Below are 22176 nucleotides of genomic sequence, written 5' to 3'. Positions count from 1 at the left end.
CAGTAAAAATCTTGAATAAGATCAGACTCTGGCGCGAAAGTCCGCCCATAAAAACCTTAATCCTTGAGTTTTGGCTCACTTTAGCGGATCTTAATTCAATCTTTTAGTTAATCCTCTGAGCCCATGCGTATTTATTCTTCAATCTCCCAATCTCAGTGGCTGTTATCAATTCCCGTACTATTGGGGCTAAGCCTATTACCCTTACCCGCTATGGCGTTCGACCCTTCGGGTGGCACAGCGAGCCTATTTATCATTTTAGGCCTAGGTGGTTTTACCTTAATCAATCTGTTTCTACAGGGCTTATTCTTTTTTGCGGGTCAGTATCGTAGCGCCACTTTTGCCAAACGCCATGTATTAAGCGCACTAATAGTGCCATTAATTGCCATTGCGTTAGCCATTTATGATCATAGAGGTTGGAGTGATTTCGCCCTTAACTTAGGCATTATCTGTGTCAGTATTGGACTGATTTTATTGCCACTACAGCTTTGCCAAATCGATAAACCCACCAATCGCAATGCAGATTGGATCATCAGCCTAGGGGCATTATTCATCTTAGCTCTGAGCTATGTGATTGCGCCCTTAGCCCTCTTTACGATTGTGCTGGCCCACATTTGTTTGGCTTCAAGCACAAATCAAATTCCTAAGATATTAAGTTATATCAGTTTAATCCTTGGCTATTCTCTTTTTGGCTACTGGGTATATCAAACAGTGATGATGCTCCAATCCTGATTGAAAATGAATGAACAACGATAAAATTAGCGATTAAATTGACAAAGACGAATCTCACTAAAGCGCCATCGCCACTTTGCGTAACTGTATCGCCATCATGCTCGGCATCAATGGCTAAACTGCTGGCAAAAATCAGCGCCTGTACTTTATGTAAGGCCCATTTACCCTTAGCGCCCAAGCCGATATTGCAGGCCAGTACCCAAGCGCGGATTTTGATTGCAGGCCAAGCTCCGGGCGTAAAAACCCACCATAAAGGCATACCTTTTGACGATGCCAGCGGTGAACGGCTGCGCACTTGGTTGAATGTCACGCGGGAGCAATTCTACGACCCCAATCTTTTTGCCATTATCCCTATGGGATTTTGTTTTCCGGGCAGTATCGAAAAAAACGGTAAAAAGCAGGGTGATAAACCACCGCGCCCCGAATGTGCTGCCACTTGGCATCAGGCCTTGCTCGCCCTAATGCCGCAAATAGAGCTAATTGTGATCCTCGGCCAATATGCCATCGACTATCATCTACCGCGCGAATCGTCCGAGGCCGTAAACCTCACTTCGCCGATCACTGAGCCTCAAACAACCAGCAGTAAAATTTCGACCAGCGCTAAAGTAACAGCCATCCCCAAACTGAAACCAATAACAGTGACCCAAGCATGCGCGCAATGGCAGCAATATTGGCCTAAGTATCTTGTCTTGCCGCACCCAAGCCCGCGTAATAATCTTTGGCTTAAGCAGCATCCTGAGTTTGAACGCGATATGCTACCCAGATTAAGAATGCGTATTGCATCCCTGTTAAACCTTCAACCCCACTAGGCGCCTGTATGTATCTGCTTGATTCTGCCATTGCTAAGCAAATTGTGAGTCGCACAATGAAAATCATTGGCCACAATATCAATGTGATGAACGGCCAAGGGGTGATTTTAGGCTCAGGCGACCCTAAGCGTATAGGGTCAACCCACGAAGGCGCGCTGCTGGCGATTGCCCAAAATCGCAATGTTGAGATCAGTCAAGAAGTCGCCTCAGGGCTGCATGGCGTTAAGCCAGGCATCAATTTACCCTTACATTATCAAGGACAAATTATCGGCGTTGTCGGCATTACCGGTGATCCACGTGAGCTCACCCATTATGGTGAGTTACTCAAAATGACCGCCGAAATGATTGTTGAACAAGCCAACCTGCAGGATAAATTGCAATGGGAGAATCGCCAGCGTGAAGAGTTTATTCTGCAACTGATCAAAGCTGAAACCGATGATGCACAGTTGCACCGCTGGGCAAAACAGCTCGACATTGATATCAGCCAGCCAAGAGTCGCGGCCATTATTGAGATCAGCGAGAAAAACATCCAGAAACACCACTTAAAGACCGACACCACCCCATCGGCCTTGTACTTAGCTGAGGTATCCACTCAGCCCGCCGATGAACGTAGCCCCAGAGTCAGTGAAACCCTCAAGCAAGTGCTGCATCTATTGCAATATCCTGACCGTGGTAACTTGATTGCCATGACCTCAATGTCGCAGTTGGTGATCCTAAAGCCTGCTTTTTTAGATGGAAAACAATGGGATCCTGAGCTTGAAAATCAGCGTATCGATAAGCTGTTGCAGCGCTTACCCGCCCAAATGGATTTAAACTTTAAAATTGCCCTAGGCCATTTCTTCCCGGAAAAAGGTGGGATAGCGCGCTCCTATCACACGGCTCAAGAAACCTTAGCACTCGGTAAGCAGCTCAATGCAGAAGGGAATAAATACCTGTTTGAAGATTATTCCCTACAAGTGTTACTTGCAGGGCTAAAACATGACTGGCGCGGTCAGGCGCTGGCAACGCCCTACCAGCAACTCGCCAAGGCGGACAAAAACGGCCAATTACGCAAAACCTTAGCGGCTTATATCACCCACTTTGGCGATGCACAGCAATGCGCGAATGCCCTGTTTATTCATCGCAATACACTGAGATATCGCCTTGATAAAATTCAGCAAATCACCCAAGCCGACATTCAATCCCTACATGGATTATTAAGCCTGTATCTTGGGCAATTAATTGATACTTCGACTCGCTTAACTTAACGCTCAAATGACTTAGCAACTCAACAGATTAGCCAGAAAAAAGCCCGCAGATGACGGCGCCGACCTGATGGCCAGATCAATTGAGTAAAACTTGGCCTGCACTAAAAAATTAATTGAAAGATTTATACCGTATCCCCTTTCCTATCCTTTCATATAGTATCGCGTCGATATGCTAGCGCTCTCGACTTAGTCCATTGAAAGGAATGATAATGACCTCAATCAAACTGACTTTACTCGCCAAAGCTTGTCTCATTAGCGGCTTAGCGCTGACTTCACCTTCGTTAATCGCGGCCGAGAAAACCATTCCCGAACTGGTCGATGCCGTGAACGGCACTCCCGATGCGGCAAGTCGCGAGGCGGGTAAAAAAGTCAAACTGCGTAACCATACAAAAGGATTTTGCACCTCAGGTAGTTTTAAACCGGATCCGCAATTACAACAAACACTGGCGATTCCGTTTTTTAATCAAGATGCCATTAAAGTCACGGCCCGTTTTTCCCTTGGTGGTACAAATCCGCAGATCTCAGATAAAACCGCTGGGCGCTTTATGTCACTCAAAATTGACGGCGATAAAGAAAACCTTAACTTTGTCACCACTAACGTTCCCGTTTTCTTTGCCAAAAATCTCGAAGAATTTTTTAACTTTCAGACCAAAGTGAAACAAGGCCCTGAAGGTAAACAGTGGCTTATTGATAATCAACCCAGCGCCAAAGCTTTTTTCGACCATGTTAGACAGTTGCCTCCCAGCCCAAGTTTTGCCAACAGCCGCTACTTCGGTGTAAATAGTTTCCTGTTCAGCACGCAAAAAAACAGTGTTCAACAAGGTGAAACGGTCGCGGGTAAATGGATTTTTGAACCTGTCGCAGGTACTGCCGCGCTGTCAGCCAGTGAACTTGCCAATCTCAGTGATGATTTTTTAAAGGCGGAATTACTCGAGCGCATTAAAATCCAGCCAGCACAATGGAACCTCTATATTCAACTCGCCGAAATGGGTGATGAGATTAATGACCCAACCGTGATCTGGCCTGAAACTCGCCAGCGTTTACTGGTAGGCCAAGTGATGATTAACGGCGAGCGAGATAGCGATCCCCAAATACAGCAGTGTGATAAAGGCATATTTAACCCACTGTTATTGCCTAAGGGCATTACTGCATCTGCCGATCCGATACTCAATGCCCGCACCGCAGCCTATGTAGAATCCTTTATTCGTCGTCAATAAAGATGTCGAGTTAAGTCCCTCCTGTTTAGGATTGGCAAATAGCCCTATTTGCCAATCCTTATCGACAAGCGCCTCCCTTACCGACAAAACGCCTCCTCCTGCATTCGAATTCACCTAAGCATTTTTGTGCATGAGCACAAAAATGGCGAAACATAACGCGGTAATTCCGTGGATTTAGCCAAAGCTATTCAAACATACCTGCACAATAATAGGATGACCTTAAAGCAGCCCTCATTTGGACTCAGGCCCAAATAAGCACTGCGCCCTACACTATAAGTCAAATAACTTACTCAAAAACTTCAGCCAAGAACTGAACGGGACAAACTATGAACTTAGTGCTTATTCTCATCGGCGTGATTGCATTTATTGTTATCGCGACCTCAAAATTTAAACTCCACCCCTTTTTAACCTTAATTCTGGCCGCCTTTATCGCGGCCTTCGCCTATGGCTTGCCGAGCGGGGAAATCGCTAAAACCATTACCACAGGGTTTGGCAATATTTTAGGCTATATCGGCTTAGTGATCGCCTTAGGCACTATCATAGGGATTATTCTGGAAAAAAGTGGCGCCGCCATCACCATGGCCGATGTGGTGATCAAGATATTAGGTAAACGCTTCCCGACACTCACTATGTCAATTATCGGTTATCTCGTGTCTATTCCGGTCTTTTGTGACTCGGGTTTTGTGATCTTAAACTCACTGAAACAATCGATGGCGAACCGCATGAAGGTCTCTAGTGTCTCCATGAGCGTTGCCTTAGCCACAGGTCTGTACGCCACTCACACCTTTGTACCGCCAACGCCAGGCCCTATCGCCGCCGCAGGCAACTTAGGCTTAGAGTCCAACTTAGGCTTAGTGATCGGTGTGGGTCTCTTTGTGGCAGCTGTTGCGGCACTCGCAGGTATGTTATGGGCAAACCGCTTTGCCGATGTTGAGCCCGATGGTGAAGGCGCAGAAGAACTTAAAGCGCAGGCCAGTGACTATGAAACGCTGAAAAAAAGCTATGGCACACTACCAAGCCCAGTAAAAGCTTTCGCACCGATTTTTGTGCCTATCGTATTAATTTGTTTAGGTTCTATCGCTAACTTCCCTTCAGCGCCTTTGGGTAAAGAAGCTGTGTTTGATGCGCTCGTGTTCCTCGGTCAGCCCGTTAATGCCCTGATGATTGGCCTGTTTTTATCCCTGCTGCTGTTAAAGGGTGAGAATAAGATCAGCGAATTTAGCGAACGCATCAGCCAAGGGCTCGTCACTGCCGCGCCGATTATTTTAATCACAGGTGCAGGTGGTGCTTTTGGTGCGGTATTAAAAGCCACGCCTATAGGTGACTTTTTGGGTACATCACTGTCGGCACTGGGTATCGGTATCTTCATGCCATTTATCGTTGCTGCCGCGCTTAAATCGGCGCAGGGTTCATCGACGGTAGCGTTAGTCGCAACCTCTGCACTGGTTGCGCCTATGCTTGGCGATATTGGTCTTGGTAGCGATATGGGCCGAGTGTTAACAGTAATGGCGATTGGCGCAGGTGCGATGACCGTTTCCCACGCCAATGACAGCTTCTTTTGGGTCGTCACCCAATTTAGCCGCATGAGTGTCAAACAAGCCTATAAAGCCCAAACTATGGCGACCCTAATCCAAGGTGTAACGTCCATGGTAACTGTGTATGTGCTAAGCCTAGTGTTGCTCTAATATTAATGAGTTCTTGATTCAATATTGTCCCTTGGGCACATACCGTGCCCAAGATATATCTCTGTTATACGCCCTAATAATTGCAACAGATTAATGTGCCAGTGATGGATATAAATGCCTTTATATCACCTCAGTTTTAGCACAGGGATGTTGTTGCGCCCAACGTAAGTGGCATTGGGTTTAGTGTTCAATATTGAGCCCTGTTTTATCCCATTTAGCTGTAGGATTTTTAATGAAAATAGTTATCGCCCCCGACTCATTTAAAGAAAGCTTAAGCGCGCTCGAAGTGGCCAACGCCATCGAACAAGGCTTAAAACAAGTGATACCCGACTGCGACATAATCAAAATACCCGTTGCCGATGGTGGCGAAGGCACAGTGCAATCTATGGTGGACGCCACGGGCGGCAGTATTGTCAGCTTAGAGGTCATGGGGCCACTGGGGCATAGAGTGCAAGCACACTATGGCATCCTTGGTGAAGGCATTCTCGGCGCTGCGATCAATACAAGTTCTGCTTCAGTTTCACGTGCAGATCCAACGAACAAATCGCCACATCGAGGCGCGATTGCCGTGATTGAAATGGCCTCAGCCTCAGGTCTGCACCATGTGCCGAGGGAGCAACGTAATCCGCTGCTTACCACAAGTTATGGAACAGGCGAGCTGATTTGTGATGCGCTTAATCGGGGGATAAAGCACATCATTTTGGGGCTGGGCGGCAGTGCCACCAACGATGGCGGCGCGGGTATGGCCCAAGCGCTGGACATTTTATTGCTCGATAGCCAAGGTAAAACCTTACCTTCTGGCGGCGCAGCGCTGGCGAACCTTGCCCAAATCGATGTATCAAACGCTCATCCACTTTTACGTGAGTGCAGCTTCGAAGTTGCCTGCGATGTTGATAATCCACTGTGCGGTGAACGCGGTGCATCGGCAATTTTTGGTCCGCAAAAAGGTGCGACGCCCGAGATGGTTAAGCAGCTAGATGCCGCTCTTGCCCATTATGCCGATGTGATTGCCCGCAATGGCATTAGCGATCACCGCGATCATGCCGGGGCTGGCGCGGCTGGCGGTATGGGTCTTGGCGTGATGGCTTTTTTAAATGCCGAGCTTAAACCTGGGGTTGAGATTGTAATGCAAACCGTTGGCCTTGCGGATAAAATCCGTGGCGCCGATTTAGTGATCACAGGTGAAGGCCGCATCGATGGTCAAACCGTGTTTGGTAAAACCCCAATGGGCGTGTTAAAGCAAGCCAAACTGCAGGGCATTCCCACTATCGGTATCGCGGGCTGCCTCGGTGAAAACGCTAATGCCATATTGGATCACGGTATGGCGGCTATCTTCCCTATCATCCCGCACTTAAGTCCGCTTGATGATGTGCTGGCCAATGCCAAACTAAACCTTTGCAATACCGCCCGAAATATCGGCGCGGTACTCATGTTAGGCCAGCGCTAGTACTGGAACTAATGCTTAAGTAATTCCCTCTGTTTAATGATTTGAAGAAAGGCGCCATAACGGCGCCTTTGCTTATTTAGGCCGCAACGCTTTGGCAATACCAATCGTATTAAATATCTGTTCATTCAGCGGGAGTTCAACGCGCTTTAGACAAGGCGAAGGCTTGAAGGCATAGTGGTGTTCTGTCGAAAGCCTTGAACGCAGTATAAAGCGCGTTGCCATGTAGTGAACATCAGCCGCCCTTCGGGAGCCTCACAGCCATCCCACTCCCGTGTTGCATTGCCTTAAAAGGGAATAACCATTTCTGCGTCAATGCGCCTTGGATTGAGATGCCTGTGAGGCTCTGAACTGATTAGATATTTAACGTGATTGGTATACATGAAATTTTAGTGCTTGATGCCTAAAAGGCCTTGCAGTAAAGTGAGCTCCCTTTTTGGTATTCCGCTGATTGAACATTTGAGCGTCACTGATCGAGCATCACTGGTCCGTTATACTCTTCGAGCCAATTTGCGGTTTCACTATAAAAATTAATAGACGGCAAGCCCCATGACCCAGAAACTCCCTCGCCAAGCCACCGCATCCGAAGCAAGTTTGCTCCGCATTTTTACTGCACCGGAAGATGCAAGCTCAACGCTGAGTATTATTGAGCAAAAGCTCTCCGAGGACTTAGCAGGCTTTTTGGGTGACAGTATCGCCGCGCTCGAAAAACCCTTGTCTGAAATCGAAACCGATTTTCAAGCCTTTGAGATCCCAACTCAGCCGCGTTTCGTCTCCGATTACACCGACGAGATTATGCAAAATTTGGTGGCGCATTCGGTACACACAGCGGCACCGAGTTTTATCGGCCACATGACGTCGGCACTGCCCTACTTTGTGTTGCCGCTGTCGAAAATGATGGTGGGACTCAATCAAAATCTGGTCAAAATCGAAACCTCAAAGGCATTTACGCCGCTTGAGCGCCAAGTGCTCGGCATGATGCACCATTTGATTTACGACCAAGATACGGATTTTTATCAAAGCTGGATGCACAGTGCCAATCATTCCCTCGGCGCATTTTGCTCCGGCGGCACAGTGGCCAACATCACCGCACTGTGGATTGCCCGCAACCAATTATTGAAAGCCGATGGCGAGTTTAAAGGCGTCAGCCGCGAAGGCTTACTCAAGGCACTGCGTCACTACGGCTATGATGATTTAGCGATTTTAGTCTCGGAGCGCGGTCACTATTCGCTTGGCAAAGCCGTCGATCTGCTTGGTATCGGCCGCGACAACATCATCAGCATACCCACGGGCAGCGATAACAAGGTCGATGTCGCGAAAATGCGCCAAGCCGCCCTTGAACTTGCCCGTAAAAATATCAAAGTGTTGGCGATTGTTGGCGTAGCTGGCACCACAGAAACCGGTAATGTTGACCCATTGACAGAATTAGCGGCGCTGGCAAAAGAGTTAAATTGCCATTTCCATGTGGATGCGGCGTGGGGAGGCGCAAGTTTATTATCCAATAAATACCGCCACTTACTCGCAGGTATCGAACTTGCAGACTCAGTTACCATCGATGCCCACAAACAAATGTACGTGCCTATGGGCGCAGGCATGGTGTTATTTAAAGACCCAGAGTTCGCCCACGCCATTGCCCATCACGCCGAATACATTCTGCGCCGTGGTTCAAAGGACTTAGGCAGCCAAACGCTGGAAGGTTCACGCCCCGGCATGGCGATGTTAGTGCACGCTTGCTTGCAGATCATCGGCCGCGATGGTTATGAAATCTTAATCAATAACAGCCTTGAAAAAGCGCGCTATTTTGCCGAACAAATCAAAGCCCATGAGGATTTTGAGCTGGTCACTGAGCCAGAACTGTGTCTGCTGACTTATCGTTATGTCCCCGCCTGCGTCCAAGCCGCCATACAGCTTGCCTGTGAGCAAGCAGACACGGTAAGAGTCGCCCGCTTTAATGAGCTGCTCGATGGCCTCACCCAGTTTATTCAAAAGCACCAACGCGAACAGGGTAAATCCTTCGTCTCTCGCACCCGCATTCAGCCAGCCCGCTATTTTAGACAAGCGACCGTAGTGTTTCGCGTAGTACTCGCCAACCCTCTCACCAGCCATGACATTCTCAATCAAGTACTAATCGAACAAAGCGAAATCGCCGCACTAGATAACGAGTTTTTACCCGCACTCATGGCGATGGTTGCTGAATAGCAAGTTTGGGATGATGAGTTTCAAATAGCGGTTTTCAGATATAAATTTTCTAATAGCAAAACAGCCGCAAAGATCTTTGCGGCTGTTTTTATTTATGGTACTAAATTAGCTGAACGTTAAAGAGACAAAATTAAGCGCTTATTCATTGTCATTTGTACGCCGAATTCAACTGCTTCCGTGACACGCCATGAAGCCATCCATGGCGGCTCTGCGATGACATCCATGTCATCGAAGGTCACGTCAACAGCTGAATTCGCCTTGGCTAATTTCTGCGTAATCTGCTGCATATGGAAAAATACATACCACTATCACATAGGCAGTCATGCTCCACACATAAGAGTGAAAACTAGCTTGAAAAACACCAAGGGTGTAGGTGTCTCACTCTTTAGTGAGATTAGCTTACGCGCCACTAAGGTTAAGTGTCTATGGTCTTTCCCTTTGAACAAATCAAACCAAAGTTTGTTAGTTTTATTTTATTTTTATATATGTTACGTTGCTCCAGTGCTTGTTTGCGGCTTGACGGGAAGTTCAGACTTTAGTTTAACTAATCCACGAAAAACACGGAGGCAGACATTTGCACCGAGAATAGTAATGTCTATGTACAAGTAAATTTTTACCAAAAAAGGATTTTATAAAATGAACATTGGAACTAAGGTTGGTCTTTTACTTTCTGTAACTGGTTGTGTGATTGGGGGATACTTCGGTCTTTCACCTGTCTATTCACTGCTACAATCAGGTGCTATATATGGACAAGAAGCTGGCTTATTTTTTGGAATTACAGGTATTGTAATTGGGAGTATGATAGCTGTGATGGCTTATTTTTCTTCGAGAAAGAATTAACAATCTAATACTATCTATATATGATGGACTAAGGCTAAAATTAATTAGCTTAGACTTAATATGAAACTTATCCATTTATTGGGCAGTATCTGGTTGGATTTGGGTTAAATACTTTTCAGAATAAATTTGTTTTCCATCACACAAGGTTGACATGGTGGGTGTTCAACGATAAGCACATCAGATCTTGTAGCACCCATTGTTTTACAGCTCTATCTATTTTAAATAAGTTTGATTAGCACGAAATAAGTTAAACGTTATTGCCAAGATTAAGTACTTATCATTCACTCCTTTGTGTGTCAAATTCAATTGCTAAATTTAAGTGACCACAATATTCCTTATACGCATAGCGAGTGATTGATTTCTATCACTGATTAAGATTCAAAAGACTTTACCGATTTCATTATTTTTTGGAATGATGGACATTCTAAGTGATCTGATTGTGGGCAACTTGCTACATGGTTAAGACTATCTCGTATTGCTTTTAGCCGCTTAATGTTGAGATCAATATTAGATGCTTTTTGCGCCAGTAAATTACGATCAATGGTCAATTGATTCGATTCATTAAACATCGTAGTGATTTCGTTTAATGATAAACCTGCAATACGTCCAAGTGAGATAATATTCAATTTATTAATGATTTTAGGGGATATTGGCGTCTAAGTCCTTTTCTGCCAATGGATTGGATAAGTCCAATTTTTTCATAATATCTCAATGTTGAAGGAACTAATCCTGATTCGCGTGATACCTCTGCAATATCCATAATATTCACTCTTGACTTAAAGTCGACTTCAAGTTGTACCATGCCTGAACTATATCAATATCAGGAAAGAATACCAAGAGGGAAAACTGAATGGAAATTTCTATTTGGCTACAGTCAATATTAGTGGGTATTGGTGCCACATTAATAATGGATTCATGGTCATGGTGGCAAAAAACGTACTTCATAATCCAACTCTTGACTATACATTTGTGGGACGTTAGTTTATTTACAGAGGTCAGCTGGTTCATCAGCCTATTATGGCAACCCCATCTGTTAAAGGAGAAACCTTTCTGGGTTGGTTTCTGCATTATTTTATCGGTATTATTATTGCTTTAATTCATGTATTAATCTTTGGGGAAATGTGGTTATTTGAGCCAACGTTGATACCTGCACTAATGACTGGTGTTGTTACCGTAGTGTTTCCTTTCTATGTAATTCAACCTTGTCTTGGATTTAGGATTGCAGCAAATAAAACACCTTCACCATGGAAAGCTCGGAGGCTAAGTTTACTGACACATAGCGTCTATGGCCTAGGGCTATTTTTACTGCTTTAAGCCTGAAATATTTAGTTCATGTTTAAATTTAGCTGTCCATTAAAAAACTTTTGTCACAATAATTTAGTTTAGCTAAAGCAATCGCAACTTGTAAAAAACAATGTTAAGGTAATGATTAGTATAACAAGTATAGCTTTCTAAGCAGAATCTGTCGGAGAAAAAGGATGTTTATCAGATATATTTTAATGCTCACTGCCGTGCTGCTATGCCTTTACCCTGTTTGGGGATTAGTGAGCCCAGCAAGCTACTTGCAGGAGATATTAGAGGTTTATCCCGATGCGGAACAAGCCAGTCATACTCAAGTACGAATTACGGCGGCTATTTTATGGATAAGCAATCTGACGCTATCATTTGCGTTACTATTTATTGCAAAATTCATTAAACAACCTCAAACGTACAAATTCGCGAAAATATCGTCTATCGCATTAATTAGCTATCCATTTATTCTGACGATAACAGAGGCAATTTCTCACAGTATTCTATACCGCCACCTAGAACATCCTACGTTGACAATCGAGTTTTCAGCGCAAAAAATGTTCTATTTCGTATTTGGCCTGATCATTCTGGGAATTTATCAATCCCAACAAGAGTACAAACGTGCCAAAAAGAATGGTTAATTTATCAACATATTTTAAGGAAAAACCATTGAAGTTCTTTATCTCTTTTATCTTTGCTTTTATTGGCTCAAAATTATTATTCAAATACTTCGATTTTCACTACGAAATTTTTAGCGACCCTTTTGATCCATTGAAATTTATTATTGATACGGGGGTGTTCGTTGTTATTTTTATATCAACACAGATACTGTATGAAAAATATTGGGAAAAACGAATAAACAAGAACAGACATAATTCCCCCAACTAATGCACATAGGGATAATGCGCAGAGGGACCATGAATAATATATGCTGTTAACACGCTCACAAGCGCTAAGCGACCAACAGAAACCACATAGGAACTAGAAAGCTTTATATGCAAAAGATAATTCTCCCACTGATCATGCTAAGTCTTGGCGCATTGCCTCTATATGCTCCAGCACAGGACAGCAGCGCGTTATGGGGTAAAAAATACGCTGAGGTGAAATCAAGTTTATTAGCTGCTGGCTGGGTATTAGCGCCTGTAGCAGAAGATGAAACGCCAATAACAGCAGATTACCCCGAAATAACCTGTGGTAACGGCGCGATGGCAATTTGCTCTGTCGGCTTTAAGCGAGACAATAGTACGCTTGCCTTAGTTGTTGAATCTATTGAACAAGAGCTTATTGTGACAGGTGAATACTAAATAGCCCAATAGATGATGTTAAACTCAGCCTAAGCATCTAATGTAAACGAGGTAGTGATGTCATCTGTACCCCAATCAAAACAAGAACTTGAATTGGCTATTTACTCAGTTTTCCCCAAATTGATGGCTGACTATCGTTCAATCCCAGCCCAAGTGTCCCGTGTGTGCAGCATAGAAGGAAACATCAAAGGTACACAAATTAGTGTAAGTGATACAGTCGCTTACCTTATTGGCTGGGGTAAATTAGTGCTCAAATGGTACGAGTTAACATCGCAAGCACTCCCCGTTGATTTTCCCGATACGGGCTATAAATGGAATCAACTGGGATTATTAGCAGAGCGATTTCATCATGAATATAGCCAATGGCAATATACTGATTTACTTGATGAATATGAAATGACAATGGAAAAATTGTCAACGCTGATTGCGAGTCTCAGTGATCAGCAACTATACGGCATAACTTGGTACGATAAATGGACTCTGGGCCGTATGATCCAGTTCAATACTTACTCCCCGATGAAGAATATGCGTACCAAAGTACGACGATTCAAAAAAGACAATGCATTACCCTAGTAAACAACTCTTTTAAGCACGGAGGTATTCATGCCAAGTACCCACACTCACCCGCAGTTAGGTCCAAATCCCAACGATAAAGCGCCGATGAAAGGCTTTCCTCAGGTTGGCTTTCTTAAAAATTTTATTTCCCGCGAGAACATTATTGTCGGTGATTACACTTATTATGACGATCCAGCAGGTCCTGAGAGGTTCGAGTCGAATGTACTTTATCACTTTGACTTTATTGGCGATAAACTGAATATCGGTAAATTCTGTGCCATTGCGAAAGACGTGAAATTCATTATGAATGGCGCCAATCATCAAGTATCTGGCTTCTCGACTTATCCTTTTTATATCTTCGGCAATGGCTGGGAGAAAGCGGCGCCCAAGCCCGAAGATTTACCTTTTAAGGGCGACACCTGTATCGGTAACGACGTATGGATTGGTTATAACGCCACTATCATGCCTGGGGTGAAAATTGGCCACGGCGCCATTGTTGCCAGTCAATCCGTAGTAACAAAAGATGTGCCACCCTACGCTGTGGTTGGTGGTAATCCTGCCACAGTGATCAAGCTGAGATTCGAGCAAACTGTGATAGATGAGCTTGTGACCATCGCTTGGTGGGATTGGCCGATAGAGAAAATAACTCAACACCTTGAGGCTATCGCGGGGGCAGAACTCACAACATTACAGCAGGCAACCTAAATAACGCCTGTCGCGAGCAAGACTGAACGAAAAATCTCAAGCGACAAGCATTAAGCAACAAACATTAAAAAAATGCCATTAAACGCAAACAAAATCCTATATGCGCAATTTTGTACAAAAGCACTGAGGGTTTCTGGGTTACTATCAGGCACAACCCGCCCATTCATACACTAAACACGGAGGCCTAGTGTGAACACAGAACATGCGGCCTACCAGATTGCCGATGAATTAGGTGGCCTCGAGTTACTCAATGCCCACTACCATAAACAAAACTTTAGTCGGCACACCCACGAAGGTTACACAGTCGGCGTCATTGAAACGGGGGCGCAGCGTTTTTATCGCACGGGTGGCAACCATGTGGCGCCAAAGCACAGCATCATTCTCGTCAACGCCGATGAAGTCCATAATGGCTGTAGCGCCACCGAGGGCGGTTGGTCCTATCGTGCTATGTATCCAGTACCCGCGCAGTTTGCCAATATTAACAGTGAGCTAGCATCAAACCGCGGTGCGCCCTATTTCCCTGAGCCCGTCGTGTACGATCCTGAATTAGCCGAATTACTGCGCTTCACCTTTACGACTTTAGATACATCGGACAATCGCTTACTGCGCGAAAGCTTGGTCTATTCAAGCTTGACACAGTTGATGACACGCCATAGCAAGAATCGCCCGAGCGATGACCTCACTGTAATCGCTAAGCCTGCGTTAGCACTGGTGAAATCCTTTATCGACGATCATCCTGCTGCCGACATCTCCCTTGAAGAGCTGGCAACACTCGCGGGATTAAGCCCCTATTATTTGCTGAAGCAATTTCAGCGTTATTACGGCTTACCGCCCCACGCTTACCAAATTCAAGCAAGAGTGAGACTCGCCAAAGGAAAAATCAAACAAGGCACACGGCTGCTTGATGTCGCCCTCGATTGTGGTTTTCACGATCAAAGTCACTTGAATCGACATTTTAAGAAGACAGTCGGTGTTACGCCGGGGCAATTTGCCAAAGAAATAGGCCGCAATATTATCCAAGCCTAAACAATCACTTTAAGTTAATCTGCCATGCTCATTCTTGCTTTCTCCTCGATTGACTAAGCAAGCAAGCTTATCCAAGCATTCATTGTTTAACAGCAACCCCGTCGCCGCTATTTTTAGGAGCCAAAGTGACCACTGACAAGCTTATAGAACCTGATGTTTATCCTGTGCATCCATCGAAATCCAAGGCATTTTTAAAAGGTACATTAGCCATGATGCCGTTGACGATAGCTGTTGTACCTTGGGGAGTTTTAGCGGGCTCCTTCGCCATTGAGGTTGGGCTAACGCCCATTGAGAGCCAAGCCATGTCGGCGATTATCTTTGCGGGCGCGGCTCAATTAGTGGCGCTCGGCATGGTGAAAGCCGGTATTGGTCTGTGGAGTATCTTAATTACGACGTTACTCATCACCTCACGCCATCTGTTATATGCAATGGCGATGCGCAGTCAAATCAGTCCGTTGCCATTAAAGTGGCGCCTAACATTGGGCTTTTTGCTCACAGATGAACTGTTTGCCATCGCCAATCAAGGCAAGTTATATAAGTTCGACCCTTGGTACGCCCTTGGCGGCGGTTTGAGTTTCTATATCGGTTGGAATATAGCCACACTACTTGGCATAGTGGCGGGCAATGCGATCGAGAATTTAGATGAGATGGGATTAGATTTTGCAATCGCAGCCACCTTTATCGCTCTGGTCGTTCCTACCATAAAAAAACCATCGATTCTCGTCTGTGTATTAGTCTCGCTTACCCTAGCAGTGATATGCGCCGTTTTTAAAATTCAAGCGGGACTGCTCATTGCCGCCATTGCGGGAATGACGGCAGGTGTACTTTACGCCAAAGTGACCAAGGAAGCGGAACGCGCAGAACAATCCGCAAATCAGTTAGCAAGCGCACAGACCAAAACAGAAGTGGATACAGGAACAGGGACTGACATTAAGACAAAAACATTGTCAGGAGAGAAAGCATGATTTGGTTAATGATCTTTTCAATGGCGGCGGTTGTGTTTATCAGTCGTCATTTACTACTTGAGCCTAAACTACCGCTGCGATTAAGTAAGGGCACCCAAACCTTTTTAAGTTACTCGGCCCCTGCGGTACTCACTGCGATCTTTGCGCCCATAGTATTTGTGCAGGAAGGTCAGCTCGGTCTGAGCCTAGACAACAGCTATCTCATCTGCGCCGTAGTCGCTACAGTGTTGGCGCTCGTCACCCGTAATACCTTGCTGACCACAGTACTGAGTATGGGACTGTTTTTCTTTATCCACTAAGTCAACAAAGAGTCAGTGCTCAGCAACGGCACTGACTCTTGCATCAATCATTTACACCGCCCCTACCACTCTTTTACACAGCCTAATCCTCTCTGAGACATCCCCCCTAGAAAATTACTGACACGTTATCTTGATTTTCCACAATCTTCATGTACTTAGATTCTTATGTCTGTGCAACTAACAGTATCGGCTTTAACGGTATTTCACACATCGACGATAATGGAAGGGTGATGATATTTATCAGCAATAACAAAGGCTCAAACAATAAAAACAAAATACTTAACCTAACCATATTCAAACTATTTAGTCTCTAAAAACGTCCATTCAGAAATGTTATTTACTGCATCTATTACGGCACTAATCTCAGTATTTTTCTAGGTATAGTTCTCGGAATGAAGAGTCCATTTAAAATTTTTACATAATAAAATGCCGCATAAATATTAATCCACATTCAAAAACCAACCCACTAAAAATTAAAGTAAATACACTATATTATAAAGTTATAAATACCGTTTAAAAATAAAGTAATTAACATTTTTAACCAAATTAAAACACACCTTAAATTAATTCATTTTTATTTTGTTTAATAAAAATAAAAGTGCTAGTTTTTAGATGTGCCTAGCAGTAATGATTATTTATATGATTTAGAACTACATATAATTGCCATCGGCGCTCTCAATGAAAGGACGTATTTTATTAAAATAAAGGAACAATCATGAGAAAAAAATCTAGCCTGGGTATATTAACGTTATCCTGTTTAACCGCACTTGGAACTGTTTCTTTGTTGGCCGAAGCTGCTATTCCGAATACTATTCCAAAACTGTCAATGGTAGAACACGCAGCCCCTGATCTTGATTCGCTTAAAAATGATGCAATTAACGACCCCTCGTTTATCAGCTCGTTATTCTCCTTAGGGCACCATCTTGGATATGCATGGGCTGGCGGTACAGCATCCCAGTATGTTGGTGAAGACATCGAAGTCAGAAGAGAATCGAGCAACGAATATAGTCTTAAAGCCCGCTATAACGGCAATGATCCTTATGCAAGCGGCTACAGAGCGAATGAACGTTTGAAGGTAAATTTACAAAATATTCATTTCGTCACTAATCCTCAAAGTCTAAAGTTAGGTTCACCTCAAGTTTATGATCGTGAGGCTATTTATACTGCTCCTGTGGTTATCTATAACTGGGGCGATACCGAAGATACCGGTGTAGCCACCCTAAACTATGATTACACCACTAGCTGGGCCAAAACCGATAATTTCTCTTTCTCCGAGAAAATTGGCGTAACCAATAAATATGAAGTGGGTATTCCAGGAATAGGTGGAGCGAGTTCTGAAATCAGTGCCGAATTTTCCGCCAGCCAAGGTTGGAGTGAAACCGACGGCAAAAGTACAACGATTTCGAGTCAAGCACAGTACCGAGCAATTATGCCGCCTCGCAGCAAACGTTATATCTCAATCACTCTGTTTAAACAAAAGGCGGATGTTCCATACACCTCAAGTTTATATATGATGTACGATATAAAATATGAGAACTTCTTAAAATGGGGGGGTAATGCGCATATTAATCATCCGACAAATAGACCTAACTTCCCTTACACCTTTGGCGGAGCGAATGCGAATAATCTGAATGGACCAGAAGCCTTAGCCGATCAATATCTTCATCAAGATATAAACGGTTATGGTGTATGGGATTGGCCAGCAGCGATTAATTCGGCACAGTCAAAAAGTGGCTTTGAGTGGCAATTGGCGAATATTGTTAGACAACATGGCGCACCTATCAGCGGTAAATTTACCGCAATAGATTCGAGTCAATTTAATATCGATGCCAGTGAATCCTATCCGCTAACGGATGAAGATATTGCTAATCGTCCTAAAAGCGCTCAAAAATTAGGACTGAGTCGTAATATTCAAGTTGCCGTCGGCGAACTCCAAAACAATGATGAAGATGGTTTAATCAAAAAACTGAAAATTTCGCAATCAAGCGAAGTCATGTTAAACAATTAAAAACGGTGAGATTAGACTCTCAATAACAGCTATGACAATCGTCTCAGAGATCTCTCGATACAACTAGCCCGTTACTAGCAAATTAAAAATGTAATATAAAGCCACTCATTCGAGTGGCTTTTCTTTCGCTTCTGCTCGCGCCTTCGATTGCTCATCCATCAGGCAAATATAATCTTCAAGCTCTTGCCCAAGAGTGAGATCAAAATGACGGTTTAACCGCACAAGACCTGTGATGCGATCGACCCTGAAATTACGAAAATCAGCACGTAGCTCACACCATGTCAGTAAGGTCCAAGTACCACGCCAAAAATAGATGGCGAGCGGCCTAACTTCCCGCTCGGTGACATCCAGTTTGACATCTTGGTAGAAGAGTTTGACGTATTCGCGGCGCTGAGCCGCATTACGCAAGGGATCGAGGAATTGAAACTCATTGGAATCGAGGTAAAAATCCGGTGAAAACATTAGGGATTGATAGGCTTGTAATCGTTTAGGCAACACAGCTTCGACTTTAATCATCGCCTGCCTCGCGGCGCTACCAAGCTCCTTACCACCCCAAGTTTGTACCATTCGCATGCCAACTTGAATCGCTTCGAGTTCGGCTTCGTTAAACATCAAGGGAGGAACATTAACCTCGTGGCGCAACAAATAGCCGACACCCGCCTCCCCTTCAATGGGAATGCCACTTAAACACAAGTCCTGCACGTCACGGTAAATCGTGCGCGTGGACACCTCTAACCGTTCAGCCAACTCTTGGGCTGTGGTCAGGCGTTTATGTTTAAGAATTTGCACTATTTGAAATAGGCGGTCGGCGCGGCGCATTGGCTCTGATTTAATCCTTTATCTGCCTATCAGTTGATTAAGCATTGTGAGTTTACATAAATCACTGACATATCCCGATACTCACTTGAGTGATAGTTTACGATTTAAATCATAAAATCCCGATATAAATCTCAACCTCAGTGGCGCTGAGATAGACTTCAAAATCAGTTTGATAACGTCGCTGATGCGGACAATCGTTAGCACTAAAATAGCCCCACACTTGTCCCCAAAGATCGATAACACATTGGGGCATGTCACCTTGACCGGTAAATTTAAGGTACTTACCGGCTTCAAGCTCCAGCGATGTGAAGTGGTTTGCCTCAACAGGGGCATCAATTGCCTTGCCCACTAGCACAGAAAAATCGCCATTCATGTCTGACTCATAGTCATAATACACGCCATACATGGGCGAATTGAGCATAGCGGTGAGCTGGGATGATTCAAAAAAGGCTTGCCACAGACTACCTATTCTCGCGCTATCGACAGACATTTCTGCCCGATTATTCGTGCGGGTGCTTAGTCCAAGTAACGGTAGAGCATCAATATAAACCACATCCATCTTTGTTTCTTCCATAGAAATCTAAACCCATGCTTTAGTTAATTGCGTGATTTTAGCGTCGTGCCTTAAGGCCACGACGCTAATACATTAATCACTTACGACTACTTATCCTTAGACCACAGACCGACTTTGTTACCTTCGCTATCGGCAAATAAGGCGATATAACCACACTCACCGTCTTTTATCGGTGTGACTGGCAGGATAATCGTCACTTCTGCTGCGATCAGTTTATCCACTAAAGGTTGCAATTGTGCGCTGAAATGCAGATACACAGTGCTGCCTTGCATCGATGGTTGGCTCATGCTGCATTTGACTAGCCCTATGCTCGCCGCACTCGCATCTTCGGTGACTATGGTCGCATATTCCATGTCTTCCATATCGTCACGTTTAAACTCAACCCCAAAATGCTGCTGATAAAAGGCAACGGCACGGTTCATATCACTGACAGGAATTTCACCCCAAACTAACGGTGCAATAGATAACATTTTCACTTTCTCCTTGTTGAAAAATATCAATGATTCAAAATCTTATTTATAAAATTCAGAACTGAATCATTAACGGGCGACAACAAGAATAAAACAAGGCTACTGACAGCATGATGTCAGTAGCCTTTTAATAAAAGTGAATGTTGAGGGTTTTGGCCTAGTTAAAACGTTACTTTGGCAAACTGGCTTGATGTGCCTGAATAAAATCATCCATGGCTTTGCTCGCCCTCGCTTGGGCACTGGCTAAGGTATCTGTATCAACCATAGTTTCTACCACTTCGTAGTAGCACTTAATTTTAGGTTCTGTGCCAGATGGTCTGACGATCACCCGAGCCCCGCCCGCTAAGCAGTAAGTCAATACATCGCTCGGTGGTAAGTCGATTTTCTCAACATTTCCATCGGCAAAACGACGCTCAAGTGCCTTTAAATCATCGGTTGAGAGCACATCTAACTCACCAATCTTAACCGGTGGATGCTCGCGCAAATAGGCGCCAATATTGGGCGTGTCAGGTTTTAGCGCAATGCTCACCTGCGCATTGAGATGGAAGCCATGCTCACGGTAAATTTGCTCGAGTCTGTCCCAAATCGTTTGCCCCTTCGCCACCAGCTCGGCAGTTAATTGGGCAAATGCCACCAGCGCCGACAAGCCATCTTTATCCCACACCATACTGCCAACTGTGTAGCCAAGGGCTTCTTCATAGGCAAACAGGAATTGATCCTCAGGCGAAGTTTTTGCAATCCCCACATTCATCAGCCACTTAAAGCCGGTGAGCGTGGTAAAGCTTTGCGTGCCAAACCCTTGAGCAATTTTAGATAACAGGCTCGATGACACTATCGTTGTGCCCGTAAGTCGTTGATTATCTTTAGCGTGAGATAGCAAGTAATGTCCAAAGAGCACACCGACTTGATCGCCCGTCAGCATCTGATACTCGCCATCCTCTTTACGCACTGCAACCGCAAAACGGTCGGCATCGGGATCGTTAGCACAGGCGAGCATAGCGCCGTGTTTTTTCGCCTCGGCAATCACTAAATCCATCGCCCCCTTTTCTTCAGGGTTTGGGAAGTTCACCGTCGGGAAATCGCCATCGGGTTCACGCTGGGAGGCAACCGAATACACTTGGGTGAAACCTGCATCTTTCAATACCGTTTCAGCCATTTCGGCACCCACACCGTGCATGGCGGTATAGGCTAAACTGACCTTTTCAGGAGCGGTATGGTTTTGCAGCACCTCAGCTTGCTGCACGCCATGGCGATAGCTTTGGTAAAAATCGTCCTGCAGGAGTGTCAACTTACCTTGTTTTACCGCGTCATCATGCTCTAAAAACGGAATCGCTTGATTTGCGGCGCGCTCAATTTGCGCGGCAATGTCAGAGTCGTGGGGCGGAATAATCTGCGCGCCATTCTCCCAATAGACTTTATAGCCATTGTATTGCGGCGGGTTATGACTCGCGGTCACCACAATGCCCGCTGCCGCATTAAAATGTTTTACCCCAAAGGCCACCAACGGCGTTGGCGCTACTTTGGACGTTAAGCGCACCTTAATGCCCATAGCGGTGAGCACACTCGCCGCATCATGGGCAAAATTGAATGAGTCGTGGCGGCCATCATAACCAATCACCACGCCACGCTCGGCGGCATCTTTAATCTGATCAAGTAGATATGCACCAAGACCAGCAGAGGTTTGGCGGATCACCAAACGGTTCATCCCCATAGGCCCAGCACCGACGACACCGCGTAATCCTGCTGTGCCAAACTCCAAGCGACCCGCAAAGCGCGCTGCGAGTTCGGCATCATTGCCACTATCAATTAGGGTTTGTAACTGGGCTTGAGTGCAAGGGTCTGGATCATTTTCAAGCCAATGGTTTACCTGTAACTGTAGATGGGTATTCATATCACGCCTCATTGAAAATCATTTGCAATCACCTTAGGAAAAAGCACGTAGAAGAACAAGCTAATTTGCATTAATTTCAAAATGAGCCATGGGTATTGCC

The 22176-nt window shown here is 44.9% G+C and carries 24 protein-coding genes; 17 read left to right on the top strand and 7 right to left on the bottom strand.

Going from position 1 to position 22176, the window contains the following annotated elements; genetic code table 11:
* The first annotated feature begins 123 nt into the window (after window positions 1–123).
* The 7 genes from L5M29_RS02130 (at window position 124) to panP (ending at window position 9330) form a co-directional block, all read left to right on the top strand.
* Window positions 124–729 carry a hypothetical protein gene (locus L5M29_RS02130; RefSeq protein ID WP_263165943.1) on the top strand — a complete coding sequence of 202 codons (606 nt, stop codon included), beginning with the start codon at window positions 124–126 and terminating at the stop codon, window positions 727–729.
* Window positions 730–839: 110 nt separating this feature from the next.
* Window positions 840–1538 carry a uracil-DNA glycosylase family protein gene (locus L5M29_RS02125; RefSeq protein ID WP_263166107.1) on the top strand — a complete coding sequence of 233 codons (699 nt, stop codon included), beginning with the start codon at window positions 840–842 and terminating at the stop codon, window positions 1536–1538.
* 8 nt (window positions 1539–1546) lie between these two features.
* The gene (locus L5M29_RS02120; protein WP_263165941.1) at window positions 1547–2785 is read left to right on the top strand and encodes a sugar diacid recognition domain-containing protein; all 1239 of its coding nucleotides are present in this window, start codon (window positions 1547–1549) and stop codon (window positions 2783–2785) included.
* A 209-nt stretch (window positions 2786–2994) separates the two neighbouring features.
* Complete coding sequence (locus tag L5M29_RS02115; protein WP_263165938.1) at window positions 2995–4002, top strand: catalase family peroxidase; 1008 nt, start codon at window positions 2995–2997, stop codon at window positions 4000–4002.
* 326 nt (window positions 4003–4328) lie between these two features.
* Complete coding sequence (locus L5M29_RS02110) at window positions 4329–5687, top strand: GntP family permease (RefSeq protein WP_263165936.1); 1359 nt, start codon at window positions 4329–4331, stop codon at window positions 5685–5687.
* A 232-nt stretch (window positions 5688–5919) separates the two neighbouring features.
* Window positions 5920–7134, top strand: a complete 1215-nt coding sequence (locus L5M29_RS02105) for a glycerate kinase (protein WP_263165933.1) — start codon at window positions 5920–5922, stop codon at window positions 7132–7134.
* Between the two features lie 546 nt (window positions 7135–7680).
* Window positions 7681–9330 carry a pyridoxal-dependent aspartate 1-decarboxylase PanP gene (gene panP / locus L5M29_RS02100; RefSeq protein WP_263165930.1) on the top strand — a complete coding sequence of 550 codons (1650 nt, stop codon included), beginning with the start codon at window positions 7681–7683 and terminating at the stop codon, window positions 9328–9330.
* Between the two features lie 116 nt (window positions 9331–9446).
* Here panP and L5M29_RS02095 read toward each other — a convergent pair whose 3' ends face one another.
* Window positions 9447–9617: a hypothetical protein gene (locus L5M29_RS02095; RefSeq protein ID WP_263165927.1), complete on the bottom strand. Its 171-nt coding sequence runs from the start codon at window positions 9615–9617 to the stop codon at window positions 9447–9449.
* A 349-nt stretch (window positions 9618–9966) separates the two neighbouring features.
* Here L5M29_RS02095 and L5M29_RS02090 point away from each other — a divergent pair, with 349 nt between their 5' ends.
* Window positions 9967–10170 (top strand): hypothetical protein, encoded by a 204-nt coding sequence (locus L5M29_RS02090; RefSeq protein ID WP_263165926.1) that lies wholly within the window; start codon window positions 9967–9969, stop codon window positions 10168–10170.
* 371 nt (window positions 10171–10541) lie between these two features.
* Here the strand turns inward: L5M29_RS02090 and L5M29_RS02085 are convergent, their stop codons facing one another.
* Window positions 10542–10796 carry a MerR family DNA-binding protein gene (locus tag L5M29_RS02085; RefSeq protein WP_411569025.1) on the bottom strand — a complete coding sequence of 85 codons (255 nt, stop codon included), beginning with the start codon at window positions 10794–10796 and terminating at the stop codon, window positions 10542–10544.
* The gene (locus L5M29_RS02080; RefSeq protein WP_263165924.1) at window positions 10793–10930 is read right to left on the bottom strand and encodes a MerR family DNA-binding transcriptional regulator; all 138 of its coding nucleotides are present in this window, start codon (window positions 10928–10930) and stop codon (window positions 10793–10795) included. Before L5M29_RS02080 ends, L5M29_RS02085 begins: the two co-directional genes overlap by 4 nt.
* A 257-nt stretch (window positions 10931–11187) precedes the next feature.
* Between L5M29_RS02080 and L5M29_RS02075 the strand changes: the two genes are divergently transcribed.
* From L5M29_RS02075 to L5M29_RS02035, 9 genes are all read left to right on the top strand, one after another.
* Window positions 11188–11484, top strand: coding sequence for a DUF2938 domain-containing protein (locus tag L5M29_RS02075; protein WP_263165922.1), 297 nt, complete (start codon window positions 11188–11190; stop codon window positions 11482–11484).
* Between the two features lie 164 nt (window positions 11485–11648).
* Window positions 11649–12101: a hypothetical protein gene (locus L5M29_RS02070; protein ID WP_263165920.1), complete on the top strand. Its 453-nt coding sequence runs from the start codon at window positions 11649–11651 to the stop codon at window positions 12099–12101.
* Window positions 12102–12455: 354 nt separating this feature from the next.
* Window positions 12456–12764: a hypothetical protein gene (locus L5M29_RS02065; protein WP_263165918.1), complete on the top strand. Its 309-nt coding sequence runs from the start codon at window positions 12456–12458 to the stop codon at window positions 12762–12764.
* Between the two features lie 57 nt (window positions 12765–12821).
* On the top strand, window positions 12822–13337 hold the full coding sequence (locus L5M29_RS02060) for a ClbS/DfsB family four-helix bundle protein (protein ID WP_263165917.1): 516 nt from the start codon (window positions 12822–12824) through the stop codon (window positions 13335–13337).
* Window positions 13338–13367: 30 nt separating this feature from the next.
* A complete protein-coding gene (locus tag L5M29_RS02055) occupies window positions 13368–14024 on the top strand; it encodes a Vat family streptogramin A O-acetyltransferase (RefSeq protein ID WP_263165916.1) in 657 nt (218 codons plus the stop codon).
* Window positions 14025–14213: 189 nt separating this feature from the next.
* Entirely contained in the window at window positions 14214–15050 is an 837-nt protein-coding gene (locus tag L5M29_RS02050) for an AraC family transcriptional regulator (RefSeq protein ID WP_263165915.1), read from the top strand.
* A gap of 125 nt (window positions 15051–15175) precedes the next feature.
* On the top strand, window positions 15176–16015 hold the full coding sequence (locus L5M29_RS02045) for an AzlC family ABC transporter permease (RefSeq protein ID WP_263165914.1): 840 nt from the start codon (window positions 15176–15178) through the stop codon (window positions 16013–16015).
* Window positions 16012–16314: an AzlD domain-containing protein gene (locus L5M29_RS02040; protein WP_263165913.1), complete on the top strand. Its 303-nt coding sequence runs from the start codon at window positions 16012–16014 to the stop codon at window positions 16312–16314. Before L5M29_RS02045 ends, L5M29_RS02040 begins: the two co-directional genes overlap by 4 nt.
* A gap of 715 nt (window positions 16315–17029) precedes the next feature.
* A complete protein-coding gene (locus L5M29_RS02035; protein WP_263165912.1) occupies window positions 17030–18322 on the top strand; it encodes an aerolysin family beta-barrel pore-forming toxin in 1293 nt (430 codons plus the stop codon).
* Window positions 18323–18427: 105 nt separating this feature from the next.
* Here the strand turns inward: L5M29_RS02035 and L5M29_RS02030 are convergent, their stop codons facing one another.
* The 4 genes from L5M29_RS02030 to L5M29_RS02015 form a co-directional block, all read right to left on the bottom strand.
* On the bottom strand, window positions 18428–19141 hold the full coding sequence (locus L5M29_RS02030; protein ID WP_028760503.1) for a helix-turn-helix transcriptional regulator: 714 nt from the start codon (window positions 19139–19141) through the stop codon (window positions 18428–18430).
* Between the two features lie 109 nt (window positions 19142–19250).
* On the bottom strand, window positions 19251–19700 hold the full coding sequence (locus tag L5M29_RS02025) for a GyrI-like domain-containing protein (protein ID WP_263166102.1): 450 nt from the start codon (window positions 19698–19700) through the stop codon (window positions 19251–19253).
* 101 nt (window positions 19701–19801) lie between these two features.
* Window positions 19802–20185: a VOC family protein gene (locus L5M29_RS02020; protein ID WP_006081088.1), complete on the bottom strand. Its 384-nt coding sequence runs from the start codon at window positions 20183–20185 to the stop codon at window positions 19802–19804.
* 169 nt (window positions 20186–20354) lie between these two features.
* The gene (locus L5M29_RS02015; protein ID WP_263165911.1) at window positions 20355–22076 is read right to left on the bottom strand and encodes a phospho-sugar mutase; all 1722 of its coding nucleotides are present in this window, start codon (window positions 22074–22076) and stop codon (window positions 20355–20357) included.
* Between the last annotated feature and the right edge of the window lie 100 nt (window positions 22077–22176).

The sequence above is a fragment of the Shewanella sp. SM95 genome, assembly GCF_025653595.1.
Taxonomy (GTDB): Bacteria; Pseudomonadota; Gammaproteobacteria; order Enterobacterales; family Shewanellaceae; genus Shewanella; species Shewanella oncorhynchi.
The sequence above is the reverse complement of the archived record's forward strand: the minus strand, read 5'-3'. Positions and strand labels throughout refer to the sequence as shown.